At 73.5% G+C, this 15464-nt stretch carries 11 protein-coding genes and 1 pseudogene; 6 read left to right on the top strand and 6 right to left on the bottom strand.

Annotation, left to right across the window (positions count from 1 at the left end):
* Positions 1 to 591 (top strand): annotated as a pseudogene (locus ACWGDE_RS25000) (M64 family metallopeptidase); the annotation flags it as partial.
* Between the two features lie 179 nt (positions 592 to 770).
* On the top strand, positions 771 to 1163 hold the full coding sequence (locus tag ACWGDE_RS25005; protein WP_453391258.1) for a hypothetical protein: 393 nt from the start codon (positions 771 to 773) through the stop codon (positions 1161 to 1163).
* Positions 1164 to 1315: 152 nt separating this feature from the next.
* Here the strand turns inward: ACWGDE_RS25005 and ACWGDE_RS25010 are convergent, their stop codons facing one another.
* Both ACWGDE_RS25010 and ACWGDE_RS25015 read right to left on the bottom strand, forming a co-directional pair.
* Positions 1316 to 3475 (bottom strand): serine/threonine-protein kinase, encoded by a 2160-nt coding sequence (locus tag ACWGDE_RS25010; RefSeq protein ID WP_453391259.1) that lies wholly within the window; start codon positions 3473 to 3475, stop codon positions 1316 to 1318.
* Positions 3476 to 3605: 130 nt separating this feature from the next.
* On the bottom strand, positions 3606 to 4658 hold the full coding sequence (locus ACWGDE_RS25015; protein WP_453391260.1) for a helix-turn-helix domain-containing protein: 1053 nt from the start codon (positions 4656 to 4658) through the stop codon (positions 3606 to 3608).
* A gap of 108 nt (positions 4659 to 4766) precedes the next feature.
* Between ACWGDE_RS25015 and ACWGDE_RS25020 the strand changes: the two genes are divergently transcribed.
* Positions 4767 to 5663, top strand: a complete 897-nt coding sequence (locus tag ACWGDE_RS25020) for an alpha/beta hydrolase (RefSeq protein ID WP_453391261.1) — start codon at positions 4767 to 4769, stop codon at positions 5661 to 5663.
* A gap of 76 nt (positions 5664 to 5739) precedes the next feature.
* Positions 5740 to 6708, top strand: a complete 969-nt coding sequence (locus ACWGDE_RS25025; RefSeq protein WP_453391262.1) for an alpha/beta hydrolase — start codon at positions 5740 to 5742, stop codon at positions 6706 to 6708.
* A gap of 30 nt (positions 6709 to 6738) precedes the next feature.
* On the opposite strand, the gene ACWGDE_RS25030 is transcribed toward ACWGDE_RS25025, so the two are convergent.
* A complete protein-coding gene (locus tag ACWGDE_RS25030; RefSeq protein WP_453391263.1) occupies positions 6739 to 7956 on the bottom strand; it encodes an FAD-dependent monooxygenase in 1218 nt (405 codons plus the stop codon).
* 178 nt (positions 7957 to 8134) lie between these two features.
* Between ACWGDE_RS25030 and ACWGDE_RS25035 the strand changes: the two genes are divergently transcribed.
* The gene (locus ACWGDE_RS25035; RefSeq protein WP_453391264.1) at positions 8135 to 9097 is read left to right on the top strand and encodes a TetR/AcrR family transcriptional regulator C-terminal domain-containing protein; all 963 of its coding nucleotides are present in this window, start codon (positions 8135 to 8137) and stop codon (positions 9095 to 9097) included.
* 44 nt (positions 9098 to 9141) lie between these two features.
* Here ACWGDE_RS25035 and ACWGDE_RS25040 read toward each other — a convergent pair whose 3' ends face one another.
* Together ACWGDE_RS25040 and ACWGDE_RS25045 are read right to left on the bottom strand one after the other, a co-directional pair.
* Entirely contained in the window at positions 9142 to 11196 is a 2055-nt protein-coding gene (locus ACWGDE_RS25040; protein WP_453391265.1) for an ATP-binding cassette domain-containing protein, read from the bottom strand.
* A 57-nt stretch (positions 11197 to 11253) separates the two neighbouring features.
* Positions 11254 to 12810, bottom strand: coding sequence for a DUF6056 family protein (locus tag ACWGDE_RS25045; RefSeq protein ID WP_453391266.1), 1557 nt, complete (start codon positions 12808 to 12810; stop codon positions 11254 to 11256).
* Positions 12811 to 13075: 265 nt separating this feature from the next.
* On the opposite strand from ACWGDE_RS25045, the gene ACWGDE_RS25050 reads away from it, so the two are divergent.
* A complete protein-coding gene (locus ACWGDE_RS25050; protein WP_453391267.1) occupies positions 13076 to 14632 on the top strand; it encodes a hypothetical protein in 1557 nt (518 codons plus the stop codon).
* Between the two features lie 12 nt (positions 14633 to 14644).
* Here ACWGDE_RS25050 and ACWGDE_RS25055 read toward each other — a convergent pair whose 3' ends face one another.
* A complete protein-coding gene (locus ACWGDE_RS25055) occupies positions 14645 to 15139 on the bottom strand; it encodes a hypothetical protein (protein ID WP_453391268.1) in 495 nt (164 codons plus the stop codon).
* Positions 15140 to 15464: the final 325 nt, after the last annotated feature.

Below are 15464 nucleotides of genomic sequence, written 5' to 3' on the forward strand. Positions count from 1 at the left end.
GAGTACTTCTACCCCGGAGTTCCGGACTACGAGAAGTACACCGGCGCCGAGCCCGGCGACTCCAACATCTCCACCCTCCCCGCCGACCGGATGGCCCGTCAGCGGGCCAAGTGGTACCGCTGGCTGGGCGAGACCTCGCCGGACGGCGGCACGGTCGGCGCGTACGAGGGGGGCGGCTACTTCGTCACCGGGCTCAACAGGCCCACCGACAACTCGCTGATGCGGGTCCTGGGCAAGCCCTTCAACCTCCCCGGCGTCGAGTCGATGATCGCCGGCTTCTACAAGCACGCCAAGGGCGTCACCCCGCTCACCCCCACCGACCGCACGCTGCGGCGGCGCGACACCGCGAAGGTTTCCGTACCCCGGCTGACCGGCGCGGACGGCCGGCAGCTCGTGGTCCGCTGGTACCTCGACGGCCGCGAGCTGAAGGGTCTGGAGGGCCGGACCGAGGTTCCGGTCGGTGAGGTGCGGCTGAACGACTCCCGGACGCACAAGCTGTCGGTCACCGTCGAGGACCGCACCCCCTCGGTCCGCGATCCGAAGATCGCCCGCACGATGCGCTCGAGCGTCGACTGGAGCGTCCGCCGGTAGGTGTGGGCCCCGTGAGCCACGGGCCGGGGGCCGCCCCTCGTGGGCGGCCCCCACGGTGCGCTCCCCGACCGGAGCCCCGACCGGCGCGCGGGCCGGCACCCTGGCCTGCGGCGAGGCGAAGGACGGGACGGATAATGGCACGGTCCCGATGTGTGCCGATCCGAGAGACGAAGACGCGAATGATGCTGCGAGAAGGCCAGCGGGTGATGCTGGCGGCGGACACCAGGCTGACGGATTGGTTCGCGACGACGGAGGACCCCTCGGCCTCGGCGCGGACCGTCGCCGGGTCGCTGTCCCTGGCCGCGGGCACCGAGGGAACCGTCGTACGGGTGGTCCAGCACGACCACCAGAGCCCGGAGGCCCGCGAGTACGAGAGGCTCAAGTCGCTCCTCGACTCCTTCGGCCACGAGATGCCCGCGGAGAGCAAACGGCAGCTCGAGGAGAAGGTCGGCGGCCTGGAACCCGAGTGGATCGCGTACCAGGAGCAGCGCGACCGCGTGACGGTCCGGGTCCGCTTCGACAACGGATTCATCCTCGACGACGCGGACGAGGACGTCTTCACGCAGGCCTGACGGGACGCAGGGTCGGCCGTGCCGTGGTGCGCCAGCCAGTGGCCTCGTGGTCGACGAGCAGCGCGCCGGTGTCCGCGGCGATCTCCCGCACGGCCTGGCAGTACGCGCGAAGGGCCCACGCTGCTCCCGGCAGGCCCCGCGGAGGGTACGGGTCAGCTCGGTGCGGGGGAGGACGGCGGGCGCAGTGCTTCGAGCTTGCCTCCCGTCAGCAGGTAGACGGTGCCGTCGTGGACCGCGATGCCGGGGCGCCAGAGCCGGCGGCCCCTGCCGCCGTCGGGTCGTGGCGAGGACTTCCAGAGGAGGTCACCGTTCCCGGCGGCGAAGCAGTGCACGCTCCCGTCCGTGTTCGGGACGTAGACGCGGTTTCCGTCCAGGCACAGCGATCCGCCGGCGCTGGGATCCGAGGCCTCGGTGGGCAGCGTCTTGGCCGCCCATCTCCGCTTCCCGGTCCGGGAATCGACCGCCATCACCGTGCCGTCCGGATCCATTCCGTAGTAGGTGCCGTCCGACTCCAGGTAGACCGTGGTGCTGGGCAGGGTCGTCGCGATCGGCTCGTTCTTCCAGTCGCCGAGAACCAGGCTGCCGTCGGGCAGGCGGAACAGCACGGTGTCGGTGCCGAAGGCCAGCGGGGTCATGGAGGCCGGACGCCGGCTTCGCAGGACCTTGCCGTCCTTGGCCGAGAGCTCCCGCAGTTGCCGTCCTTCCGAGTTGGGCGCGTCCGTGAGGTGGAAGAGGAGGTCGTTGGTGGTGTACAGGCGGGTGCCGAAGCCTTGGTCCGGCAACTCCCATGCCCGCTGGCCGGTTTCCGCGTGCCAGGCGGTGAGGGCGCCCTTCGTGTTCGTCACCACGATCACGTCGGACGTCTTGATGCCGCCGGCGATCGCCTCGACGGAGCCGGGAGGAGTCGACCACACCGGTTCGCCGGTCGAGGCGTTGACCGCGACGAGGCGCCCCTTGTCCGGGGACGCCTGCGCCTCCTCGATGTAGTAGGCGAGCCGGCCCGAGCGCGAAAGGCCCAGGAGGTCTCCCTGGCGCGGGAGATCGCGGCCCCACAGCCGCTGACCGGTCTTGGTGTCGAACGCGGCCAACTGGCCCGTCGCCGGAGAGGAGGCGCACATCAGAACCGAGGCCGACGCGTAGCACGTGTGGATGTTCTGATCCTGCTGGCCCACCTCCTTCTGCCACAGCGCCCATCCGGTCGGCCGCAGGCCGGCCGTCCCCTCCACCGCCGCCACCGGCTTGACCGCCGGCGGGCTGGTGGACGAGCCGCCGGTCGCACCCGATCCGGTGGCGCCCGAGCGATCCCACAGTCCCGCCGCCCACGAGCCGATGCCGCCCGCCCCCGCCAGGGCGGCCGCGCCCGCGATGAGGGCGCCGCGCCGGGAGAGGGACCGGCGGGAGCGGCCCGGTGCGTCGGCAGCCGGGGAAGCCGCGCCAACCTCAGGAACCGCCGGAACCTCCGGAGCCTCCGGAACCGGGGCGAGCAGACGGGCACCCCAGTCCTCCTCCGGCGCCGACTTGAAGGCTTCGAGGAGCTCGTCGGGTGTGGGGCGGTCGACCGGTTCCTTCGCCAGACACCACTGGACGATCTCGCGGACCGTGCCCGACAACTCGCCCACCGCGGGCGGTTCGTGCACCACGTTGTAGGCGGTCAGGTAGTGCGACCCGGCGTCGAACGGCCCGTGGCCGGTCGTGGCGTAGACGAGGACCGCGCCGAGGGAGAAGACGTCGGACGGCTCCTTCACCCGGTGCGGCGCGGACAGTTGCTCGGGCGACATGTAGGGAGGGGTGCCCAGGATCGTGCCCGTGACGGTGAGGGTCTGGTGGTCGGCGGCCCGCGAGATCCCGAAGTCGATCACCCGCGGTCCTTCGTCGGTCAACAGGACGTTGTCCGGCTTGAGATCGCGGTGGACGACCCCGACCCGGTGCATGTCCCGCAAGGCCTCGACCAGTCCGACCGCCAGCCGCCTCAACGGAGCACCGGCGAGCGGCCCGCCGTCGCGCACCACGTCCCCCAGGGTCCGGGCGGGCGTGTACAGCGTGGCCATCCACGGCCGTTCCGCCTCCGGGTCGGCGTCCACGACCGGGGCCGTGAAGGCGCCGGAGACCCGCCGTGCCGCGGCCACCTCCTGGCGGAAACGGATCCGGAACTCCCGGTCGTCGGCGAAGCGCTGGTGGACGACCTTCACCGCGACCAGGCGCCCGGACTCGTCTCCCCGGGCCAGATAGACCGTCCCCATCCCGCCGGCGCCGAGCCGGTCCAGCAGCCGGTACCCGCCCACGGCGTCCGGATCCTCCTGGTGAAGTCCCACCCCACGCACCTCCTGGTCCCCCTGCCGCCTCACGCGGCTCAGGCCAGAGGTTAACGCCCTTCCTCCGGGTCGCCGTGAGGGGAGTGCGGTCTTTCCGCGGTGGCCGCCTTCCCTGGTCAGAGGCCCGGCATCAACTCGTGGGGCCGTGACGCGAGTCGAGGAGCCGCCACGCGGTGAGGGCGAGCCGGGCCCGCGTCAGTCCGGGGGGCCGGGTCAGTTCGATGCCCAGGGTCTTGGCGATCTGGTCGATGCGCCGGGCGACGCTGCTGTGGTGCAAGTGGAGGAGGTCGGCGGCCCGGCGCAGGGAGCCGGTCGCGCAGAAGGCCTCCAGGGTCTCCAGGTCCTCCGGGTCGCAGGCGATCGCGGCGACGGCGGCCACGTCCGCGTTCTCGCGCACGGACTCCTCGGGTATCTCGGCCAGCAGGGCCAGCGCGCCCAAGTCGGCGTAACGGACCACGGGTTCGCGCGGCCCGGTGAAGCGCAACGCGGTACGGGCCTGCCGCCAGGACCGGTCGGGGCTGTCGGAGGCTCCGATGCCCGCGCGCACGTCCGCCGGGAACCGGGCCGGGTCGACGGCGGTGGCCAGCAGTACGCCCACGTCGGCGAGGGGCGCCGCCTTGACCGTGCCGGCCGGGCAGACGAGGGCGCCGAGCCGGTCCAGCGCGAGCGGCGACCGTACGGCGACCGCGCGGACGGGCAGACCGGCGGCGAAACCCAGCAGCCGCAACGCCCGGGCCCTGGCCGCCTCGTCGCCGCCGGCGCTGATCGCCAGTTCCACGAGCGCGGGGTCGGCCATGGTGGTGCGGGCCGGGCCGTACTGCTCGGCGACGGCCGCCGCGGCGATGGCCAGCCGGTCCAGCAGCACCTCGTCGAGCTGGTTCGGCGGGCCGGGGCGCTCCAGCCACACCGCGCCGATCTCCTCCTCGTCGAGCGTGATCGGCGTGGTCGTGGACGCGGGCGCGGCCGGGGCGGCGGCCTGCTTGCCGTCGGGGAGGAAGCGGATCACCCGGCCCGTACCGTGGAGCCGGATCCCCGCCGCGCACTCGGCCAGGCCCGCGGAGGCCCGGGCGAGCGCCGGGAGGTCCACCCGACGGCGCATCAGCGTGTCGTAGAACCCGATGACGCGGATCGCGCCGTCGACGTACGAATCCAGTCCCGACAGCCGTACCGCCAGTGCCTCCATGGCAGCAAGGATAGGAGGAGGGGGCCGCGCCGATCGGCGCGTGATCGGGGCGGGACGCGCGACGGCTGGCGGACGACCCCGCGGGCGACGGCCCCGAGGATGGTCGTCATGGATCCCGAACTCGAAGCCTTCATCCCGTTCCTCCCGCAACTCGACCTGAACGACCCGGCCACCGCGCGCGAGGAGTTCGCCGCGCGGGCCACCGCGGCGCCGGCGCCGGACACCTCGGACATGGAGGTCGAGGACCGCGTCGTGTCCGCCGATCCGGACGTGGCGGTACGGGTCTACCGCCCGCACCGGGCACAGGGCGCCATCGTCTGGCTGCACGGCGGCGGCGGAGTCTTCGGCGACCTGGACACCGAGCATCCCTGGGCCGCCCGGGTCGCGGGCCTCTCCCGGGCGGTGGTCATCTCGGTGGGCTACCGCCTGGCGCCCGAGCACCCGTTCCCGGCCGCCCTCGACGACGCCTGTGCCGTACTGGCCTGGACGGCCGAGCACGCGGCCGAACTCGGCGTCGACCCGGCGCGGATAGCGGTCGGAGGCCACAGCGCCGGCGCGAACATCGCGGCCGCGGTGGCCTTGCGGACGCGCGACGAGGGGGGGCCGGCGATCCACTTCCAGCTGCTCAACCAGCCGGGACTGGACGACCGGCAGGAGACTTGGTCGGCGCGGAACTTCACCGACACGCCCTGGTTCGACCGCGGCAAGCTCTCCGCGGCGTGGCGGCACTACCTGGGCTCCCGGCCCGCGACACCGTACGCCGCCCCCGCGCGGGCCACCGATCTGTCCGGCCTGCCGCCCGCCTACATCGCCACCGCCGAGTTCTGCCCGAACCGGGACGAGGGCATCGCGTACGCGCTGGGCCTGATGCGGGCGGGCGTGTCGGTGGAACTCCACCAGTGGCCCGGCACCTTCCACGGATCGCAGGCGCTCCTGACCGCGGAGGTTTCGCAGCGGCAGAACGCCGAACTCGGCACGGTCCTGCGGCGCGCCCTCGCCGAGTGATGCGGTCCGGACGGTGCGACGCGGACGGTGGCCGGTGGTCTTCGGCCCCCGCCGCGCGGGTGGTTGACTGGCCCGCATGGACCTTGATCCCGAACTGAGCGTGGTACTGGCGACCTTGGAGGAGGAGGTGAGGGAGCCGCTCACCCCCGAGAACCTCGCCGCCCGGCAGGAGCAGGACGCCGCGGTCCGGCCCCGGCCGACGGTCGAGGAGCTCCGGGCCGACGGCCGCTTCGAGGTGGAGGAACTGCGCGTGCCGGGAGCGCCGGACGGGCCCGAGGTCACCCTCGTGAGCGCGCGGCCCGCCGGAATCACCGGCTCGCTGCCGCTGCTCTACTACATGCACGGCGGCGGAATGATCATGGGGAACGCGTGGTCGGTGGTTCCCCAGCTGCTGAGCGAATGGGCGCTCACGCTGGAGCTGGCCGTCGTCTCCGTCGAGTACCGGCTGGCACCGCAGGCCCCGTACCCCGGTCCGCTGGAGGACTGCTACGCCGGACTCGCCTGGGCGGCCGAGCACGCGGCCCGACTGGGCATCGACGCCGAGCGCATCGTCATCGGGGGCAAGAGCGCCGGCGGCGGACTCGCCGCCGCGCTCGCCCTGCTCACCCGCGACCGGGGCGGGCCCGCGCCGATCGGGCAACTGCTCCTGTGCCCGATGCTCGACGACCGCAACGACACCTACTCCAGCCACCAGATGGACGGCATCGACATCTGGGACCGGACCTCCAACGCCACCGCGTGGCAAGCCGTGCTGGGCGACCGGTACGGCGCCGCGGACCTGCCGCCCTACGCCGCTCCCGCCCGCGCCACGGACCTGTCCGGGCTGCCCCCGGCCTACATCGAGGTCGGGGCGGCCGAGACGTTCAGGGACGAGGACGTGGCCTACGCCGACGCGATCTGGCGGGCGGGCGGCCAGGCAGAACTCCACGTATGGCCCGGAGCCTTCCACGGCTTCGACAGCCTCGCCCCCGAGGCGGCCCTCAGCCAGGACGCCCGCAACGCCCGCTCCCGCTGGCTCCGCCGCATCCTCGGCGCGGCGGCCTGAAGGCTGACGACCGGTCTTCCGGGTGGACGCTCACCCGTGGGGCGCGGCGAGACCGTACTCCGGCAGTTCGATGTCACCGGCCTTGGCGAACTGCGCGGCGAGCAGGTTCCGCATCGGCCAGCGGGTCATCGACCGCATCGAGAAGTCGCGCAGCCGGATGCCGAGCCGGCCCGACGGGGCGTACCCGCAGGCTCCGCCGGGCGGCAGTTGCTGGGCCTGGGTCACGTACGGGCGCATCACCGTGTCGTAGCGCCGGAAGGCGACACCGTGGTCGCCCCCGGCTGCGGCGAGTTCACCGGCCAGGACGTAGGCGCCGACCAGGGCGAGGCTGGTCCCCAGGCCGGTCAGCGGGGTCGCGCAGTAGCCGGCGTCGCCGAGCAGCGCCACGCGGCCGCGCGACCAGCTGTCGAGGCGCACCTGGCCCATGGAGTCGAGGAAGAAGTCCGGGGCGGTGCGCATCGCCCGCAGCAGGCGCGGGGTTTCCCAGCCGACGTGGGCGAAGCGCCGGGCCACGAGCTCCTGTTGGGCGGCGACGTCGCGACGGTCGTGGGCGAGCGGTGGCGAGCGGAAGCTGAAGCCGGCCTTGATCTCGCCGGGGAGGCGGCCGGGCCGGGCGGAGACGACCAGGCCGCCGGGCGCGTTGTGCATCAGGAACCAGCCGTCGAGGTCCAGGTCGTCGAGGGCGGTGAACCAGGCCGTGTAGAGGTCGATCGGGTGGACGAAGTCCCGCTCGGGGCCGAAGGCCAGCGCGCGCACCACGGAGTGCGGCCCGTCCGCGCCGACGACGAGCGCGAACCGGCGCGGCGCGGCCTTCTCGAAGGTGACGGTGACCGCGTCCGCGTCCGCGTCCTGACGGATTCCGGTGACGGTGTCGTCGAAGAGGTACTCGGTGTCCGGCAGGGTGGCCTCGTACAGCAGACGGCCGAGGTCGCCGCGGAGGATCTCGATCTCGGAGACGATCCCCTCGCCGCCGAAGCTGTCGGCGGGCAGCCGGGCGGTGGTCCGGCCGGTGGTGTCGACGAGGGCGAGGCCGCGCTGGTCCACGCACTCCGCCCTGACCCGGTCCATCAGGCCCATCCGCTCGACCACGGTGCGGCCGGCGCCGCGCAGATCCACGGTCTGCCCGCCCGGCCGGGGTTCCGGCGCGCGCTCCACGATCGTGACGGCGAAGCCTCCCCTGCGTAGCCAGTACGCCAGCGCGGGCCCTGCGATGCCGGCGCCGCAGATGAGTATCTCGTTGTTCGGCATGATGCGAATGTACGTCGTACGCAAGGCGGCTTCAAGCGTGAAATGCCCATTCCTCGGGGAGTATTGGAGGATGCTGCACTAGTGCGGTGAAGCAGGGGAAGCGCTCGTCGGCGGGGATCGCCCGGCGTGGGCGGCTAAGATGGCGCCCATCCAGGTGCACTAGTGCGGAGGAGTGTCGGTGGGCGGACGGGCGGTACCGCGCTACAGCCAGATCGTCGCCGAGCTGCGGCAGCGGATCGAGACGGGCGAACTGGCGCCGGGCGATCGCGTGCCCTCGACCCGCGAGATCACCCGGCAGTGGGACGTGGCCATGGCGACCGCGACCAAGGTGCTCTCCGAACTGCGCCGCGAGGGCACGGTCCGCGCCGTCCCGGGCGTCGGGACGGTCGTGGCGGCCCGGAGCAGCCCGGCGCGGTCCGCCCGGCCCACTGCCGCCGCGGGCCCGGGCGGGCCGTCCGACGCGTCCTCGGCCCAGGCGGCGCTCACGCTCGAACGGATCGTCGGTGCCGCCGTCGCGGTCGCCGACATCGAGGGACTGGCCGGGGTCTCCATGCGCCGGGTGGCCGCCGAGCTGGGGATGGCCACCATGTCGCTGTACCGGCACGTGGCCGACAAGGACGACCTGCTGACGCGGATGATGGACCGCGTCATGGCGGAGCACCCGCTGCCCGACGACCCCCCGGAGGGCTGGCGCGAGGCGGTCGAACTGGCGGCCCGGCGGCTCTGGGACCTCTTCCGCCGCCACCCGTGGCTCGCGCCGGCCCTGTCGGTGACCCGCCCTCAGATGATCACCTCGGCACTGCCGTACAGCGAGTGGATCCTCTCCACACTGAACGCGCACGGACTCGACCTGCGGTCCGCCTTCACCGCGCACCTCACGCTGCTCAACTACGTCCGCGGAATCGCCGTCAACCTGGAGGCGGAGCGGGAGGCCGAGGCGCACAGCGGCCTCGACAGCGAGGAGTGGATGGACGACCAGGAACCCGCCCTCCTGGCGATCCTGGCCACCGGCCGGTTCCCCGCGCTCTCCCGCCTCGCCACGGCCGGTTACGACCTCGACCTCGACGCCCTCTTCGAGTTCGGCCTCCAGCGCCTCCTCGACGGTCTCGCCTCACTCCTCGACGCGAGCTCCGCCGGCTGAACCGACGGCTCGAGCGGCTCGGCCGCGGCCCGTCCCGGCCGGGGTCACGCCACCTCTTCCGCGCCGGCGGGGGCGGATTCCCCGCGCGGGCCGGGCAGGGTGTCGGCGAAGGCGGCGGCCTGGATCCGGTACGCGGTCCGGAAGTCCCCGGTGCCCGTGCCGGCGCTCTCGTCCATGAGCTCGGAGAACGTTCCGGACTCGGCGAGCTGCCCGTCCTTCATCACGTGGATGAGATCCGCGTGCCGTACGGAGTGCAGTCGGTGGGTGATCAGGACGACGGTCTGGCCGGCAGCCGCAAGGGCGCGGATCTGGTCGAAGACCCGCTGTTCTGCGACGGCGTCGAGGGCGCTCGTCGGCTCGTCGACCACCAGGATCTGAGCCCGCTTGTACCAGGCGCGGGCGATCCCGATCATCTGCCATTCGCCGCCGGATGCTTCCTGCCCGCCCCGGTAGCCGCGTCCGAGCAGGGTGGAGAGGTCACGGCGCAGGCCGGCGATGAACCGGTCGGCGCCGGAGAACTCCGCGGCTTCCCGTACCGCGCCGTCGTCGATGGGGAGCGTCGGGTTTCCGATGCCGATGTTGACGCGGACGGTGAAGGGCCACCGGAAGAAGGACTGCGACATGAGTCCGACGCGGGCGAAGATCTGGCTGCGGTCGGCCGCGGCGGCGTCCACCTCGTCCCACCAGATCCTCCCTCCGTCCGGATCGGGCCGGTGGAGGCCGGCCAGGAGTTTGACGACGGTGGACTTGCCCGAGCCGTTCGCCCCGACCAGGGCGATCACCTTGCCCATGGGGAAGGACAGCGACACCTCCCGCAACGTCGGCCCGGGCGTCTGGTCCCCACTGCCGGGATAGGTGAACGTGACCTTCTCGAAGCGGACTTCCCTCACCCGCTCGGGCAGGTCCTCGCCGCTCTGCGGGATGGCCCGCGCCTTCGCCTCCGTGCACAGGCGCTCGAAGTCGGCGACGAAGAGGGACTCCTGGTGCAGGTCGGCCATCTGCAGGACGAGACCGTCCAGGCTGGAGGATCCGGTGCGGATGGCCAGGACGGCCGTACCGGCGACCGCGAGGTCCATCCGTCCGCTCCACAGCAGCAGCCCCAGCGCCGCGTACGTGAGCAGGGTGGCCACGCCGGACGCACCGTCGGCGATCAGCCCGATCTTCGCCGCGCTGCGGGCCAGCCGGGTCTGCTCGCGCTCGCTCGTCTCGGCCATCTCCCGGAAGTGACCGAGGAGGAAGGGCCCGACCTCGTGGACGCGGACCTCGGCGGCCGCTTCCCGCTGCGTCAGCAACTGCCCCAGCAGATGCCCGGCCCGCGCGTGCTGGACGAAGGCGTGGAAGGAGAGGTAGCGCTGCCGGGAGATCGTCAGCGACCTCCACCCGCTCGGCAGGGTCATCAGCACGAGCAGGGGCAGGAGCCCGATGTGCAGCACGGTGAGCACACCGGCCGCCGCGACCAGGGAGATCCCGGAGTTCAACGTGTTGGTGCAGTACCGGATCATGCGCCGGGCGGAGTCGGCCCCGTAGCGGGCGGCGTCCAGCAGCCGGTGGAACTCGTCGTCCTCGATCGCCGCGAGCTCCACCCGGTGCACCAGCCCCAGGTACTGCTCGGTGGCCACCCGCTGCACCTTCGGCTCCAGCTCACCGGTCGCGGCCGTGGACGCGGACCTCAGCAGCGAACCCACCAACGCGGCCACCGTGACGACCACCAGCGCCGGGAACGCGCTGGTCAGGCGTTCGTTCGTGTCGCCGGCGGCGAGGATGTGCCCCAGGACCGCGTTGACCGCGACCAGCCCCACCGCCTGGGCGACACCGCGCCCCACCTCGGCTCCGAGGACCACGCGCAGCGCGCGTGCGTCGGCGAGGTGCGCGAGCCGCAGCCCGGTGGCGACCATCCGGGGCAATCCCTTGGCCATGGTCCACAGGCCCAGCTTCAGCCAGGCGCCCTCGTGCTGGTCCCAGCCGATGTCGTACGCCAGTTCCCCGCCGAACAGCAGCCGCTCCGACTCCGACACCGTCGCCTGTTTCGCATCACCGTTGGCACTCAATTCGTCCCTCTCGGTCCACTCGCCGGCCGAGCCCATCGCGGCCCCGGGCATGGCGATTGTGCTGCAAAGGGCTCCCGCGGCGTACCGGTTGAGGGGGGCGGCAGGACGTCAGCGGCGGTGGATGCGGTCGATGTCGTACCACTTCGATACGCAGGCGGCGACCCAGTCGCGCTGGTAGTTCCGCGTGAAGAAGGGCTCGGCGAGGCTGCCGATGTACAAGGGGTCGTAGGCGATGTCCTTGGCGCCCCGCGCGGCGTCGCCCCGGATGCGGGCGTTCTGGGCGTCCCAGGCCACGGAACGGGTGACCGTGGCGGTCGTGAGCTGCTCGACGCCCGGGACGAGCGCGGCCACCGAGGCCAGCGCCAGGCAGCCGGCCGCCAGCCCGCCGGCGACGAGGACCCCGTCGGGGGTGCGCCGGGCCGCGAGCCACCGGCCGCACCGGGCCCCCAGCAGGGCTCCGTAGCCGCACAGCGCCAGCTCCATGGGGACGAGATAGCTGGTCCAGGTACGGGCGTACGTCCACCCGGTCGATCCGTAGCCGCTGCGCAGGCCCACGACCACCGCGAACGATCCCAGCACCACCACGGGCACCGGGAGCAGCAGCACCGCGGTCAGCGTCTTGCGCGGTACGGTCCGCCGGGGCTCGCGCGTCGCTTCGGGACCGCGTCCCCGCCGGAGAAGTCCGCTCGCCAGCCCCAGCAGGACGCCGACGGCCGCGGCTCCGAGGTAGGCCCACTGGCCGGTGACGGTGTCCCACATGTGCAGCCAGTCCCGGACGGTGCGCCGGAGCTCACCCGTCGAGAGCAGCGACTCCTTGGCCGGCTGCTGCGCCCGCCGCCACCGCGCGCCCGGGGAGGTGTACAGGACGACCAGCCCCGTGAGGAGGCCGCAGCACCAGAGCAGGCACCAGGTGAACGGGCGCCAGTCGCGCGCCAGTCCGAGGCGGGGTACGCAGAGGAGTCCGACCAGGGCGGCGAGCAGACCGCTGACGAGGGCGAACGGCTCGCTCAGGGTGCCGAGCACGAAACCGATGAGGAACGCCGAGACGAAGCCGGCCACGCGGACGGCGGTCCGGGGATGGCCCGCGGTCCGGATGGCGAGCAGGAGCGCCCACAGGCCGATGACGCTCGGAACGGTGTGGGAGATCGTGGCGGGCGCCCACAGCAGCACCTGGTAGCTGCGGGTGCCCCCGAAGTAGACCAGCGCCTGGACGACCAGGGCGCAGGCGATCAGGAGCGGCACACTGGGCCGGCCGCCGAGGAACCGTACGAAACGACGGCCCAGCAGGACCAGTACGACGGTGAAGGAGACGGCGATGACGGTCGGAAGGATCTTGGTTCCGGCCAGTCCTTCGCCGTAGACGACACCGCTCAGGAAGGCGTTGGCGAGCCTGCCGTTCTGGGTCATGTAGAAGTCGGACGTGATGCCGAAGACCCCCATGTCGCGGGACTTCCACGCCGCGCACCAGTCGTCGGACGTGGGCCGTACGTAGAGGCCGAGGAAGCATCCGACGGCGACCAGCGCCCCGGCCGCCGCGACGAGCGCGGCCCCGGCCGCCGGGAGCAGCCCGCGCAGGAGGGCGCGTCGGCCGTCCGTCCGGCCCGCCGCGTGGGGAAGGGGCCGGACTTCCTCGCCATCGGTGCCATCGGTCGCAGGAGTGCTCATGTACCAGCCCTTCGCAGCGGGGCCCGGCCGGAGAGGCGGCCGGCGCAGCCGTCGGCCGCGGTGACCGCACGGCCCGCGAGCACCCATGATGTGCACGGCCCGCGGCCACCGGCATCCCGGGTGCGCCAGGACGGTTACGCCGCCGCGGGCACCCCGGGGGTCTTCGCTCACCCGGGCGGCGGGCGTGCCGTGGCGGCTTCTGTACGGCTCTCCCAGGATGGGGAATCCGAGTCCGCGCGTCCGTGGGCCGGCGGAGGGAGTGGCGATGCCCGGTGTCCGGCTCGGCCGTTGGGCGGTCGTCACGGCGGCCCTGGCGAGCGCCGCCGTTCCCGTGTGCACCCCGGGACACCGCGCGGGCCACCAGACGGACCACCAGGCGGACCACCGGGCGGACCACCGGGCCGGTCACCGGACGGATCGCGGGACGAACCAGCAGACGGACCACCGGACGGACACCCGGAGGGACCACCACGCCGGGCGGGACGGCGGCGGGGGCACGGGCCCCGCGATCGGGTACGCGACCCTGTCGATGCTCACCGCCCCCACCGTCGGAGTCCTGTCCAACACCACCACCGCCGAAGGCGTTCCGGCGTCCCTGGCCAGGGGAGCGCGGTACGTCGAGGGCAGCAACGTCCTGCGGCTGGCATCGGGCCGGTGGCTGTACCTCCCCGACGCCGGGACGGAGCCGGAGATCGTCGAACCCGCCCATCCGCCGGCGCTGCGGCAGATCGAGCGGAGCCGCGCCTGGCTGGCCTCCGGCCGGGTTCCCGGCCGGTCGCCCGAGCAGCGCGCGGCGGCCGAGCGGGCCCTCCTGGCCATGCGCGCCCTGCTCCGGCCCAACGGAGCCATGGCGGCGGGGTGGAGCTTCGGCTGGAAGTACTCCTGGCCGCGCGACTCCAGCTTCGCCTGCGCCGCGTTCGCGCACACCGGCCATGACGCCGAGGCCTACCGGATCCTGCGCTACAGCGCCGCGACCCAGCGCGGGAACGGCACCTGGGAGGCCCGTACGAGGCTCGACGGGTCCGGTCCGCCCGACGCCAGACGGTGGCAGCTCGACGCCAACGGCTGGGTCCCCTGGGCCACCTGGCAGTGGTACCGGACGGCCCCTCCGGCCACCCGCCGTGCCCGGCTGCTCGCCCTGTACCCGATGGTCCGCAAGGCCGCCGACCACGCGGCCGGCTCCCTGCGCGCGGACGGGTTGCCTCCCGCGTCCCCCGACTACTGGGAGCTGACGACGTCCACCGTGAACATCGGGACGGCCGCGCCGCTGCTCGCCGGACTCAACGCCGCCGCCGACCTCGCCCGCGAGGTGAGCCGGCCGGACGAAGCCGAGCGCTGGGCCCGGGCCGCGCGGCGGCTCTCCTCCGGCATCTCCGCGCGGTTCCTCCCCCTGGGGTACCCGCGCACCGCCGACGGCCGCCACGGGCACGACAGCGCCGTGGCATTCATGGCGCCCCCCTTCAACACCGCCCCCGCCGGCCTGGCCGGGGCGCTGGACGCCACGTACCGGGTGCTGCTCCTGCCCAACGGGGGGCTGACCCCCGGCAACGACCCCGGGGCGCCGTGGGGCGGGAACGCCTGGACGCCCAGTACGGCGTTCTTCGGGCTCGCATGGGCCGCGACGGGGAAGCCGGCGAAGGCCGGGCAGGTCATGGACTGGGTCCTCGACAAGAGGAACTCGCTCGGCGAGCTGCCGGAGAAGGTGGACAAGGAGGGCAGGCCCTCCTCGGTCGCCCCCCTCGCGTGGACGGGCTCGATCACCGTCCTGTCCCTGGTGGCCCTCGACGGCACGAAGTTGCCCACCCCGCCCCTGAGGCCCTGACCTCCCGCTGGTTCAGACGGGTTCGGTCCCGTCACCTGGCGGCGGCGTGGCGCGGACCTTCTCCATCGCGGCCAGCAGGTGGCGGTAGGCGAGCCTTTCGGCGGCCACCGCACGCCCGAGGGGCGGGAAGTACGGATCGCGGTGCGCCCGCGCCCGCTCCGTGGCGGCGATGCGGAGCGCCCTCGTACGTTCCACCTCGTTCCGGGCGTCGACGTACGCGGAGTCGAGGAGGCGGTGGTCGAGGAGGTCGGCGAAGGCGCGGTCCACGAGGAGGTCGAGCCGGTCGAGGTCGCGGGCGCAGCTCTCGGGGGTCGGCCCGTCGCAGCCCTCCTCCAGGGCGCGGGACAGCGATCCCAGGGTCGCCCCGAGCTCCGGGTACCCCCAGGCCGGCGCGGAGTCGCTCCGGCACCCGGTGGCGAGGAACAGCAGTACGGCGACGGAGGCCACGGCGCGGGCCGTCCCCGGCGCCGCGCGGCCGCGCACGGCGGGGCGAGGGGGCGTCGGCACGGTGGAGCAGGGGGTCATGGCAGCCCCGATCGCCGGCGGTCAGGTGCGAGAAGGTGAGGTCGGGCGGGGTCGGACGGGGCCGGGGGCCGGTCTCGGCCGGCTCCGACGTGGTCCGCCGCCATCGTCACCCGCACCGGTCGGCGCTGCCACCGGGCGTCCGCACGCACGTCGGGCGGGACGGCCTGGACGGCTTAGGGCGTGTCTTTCGGATCAGGCCGGGCCCGCGGTGTCCGGCACCGCACCTCGCCGCGTTGTCGTCGGTCGACGACGCTCCGCGTCGCCTCCCTCCTCCGCCTTGCGATGCACGGCACCGGACACCGCGGGC

It is taken from the genome of Streptomyces sp. NPDC054956 (genome assembly GCF_053609185.1).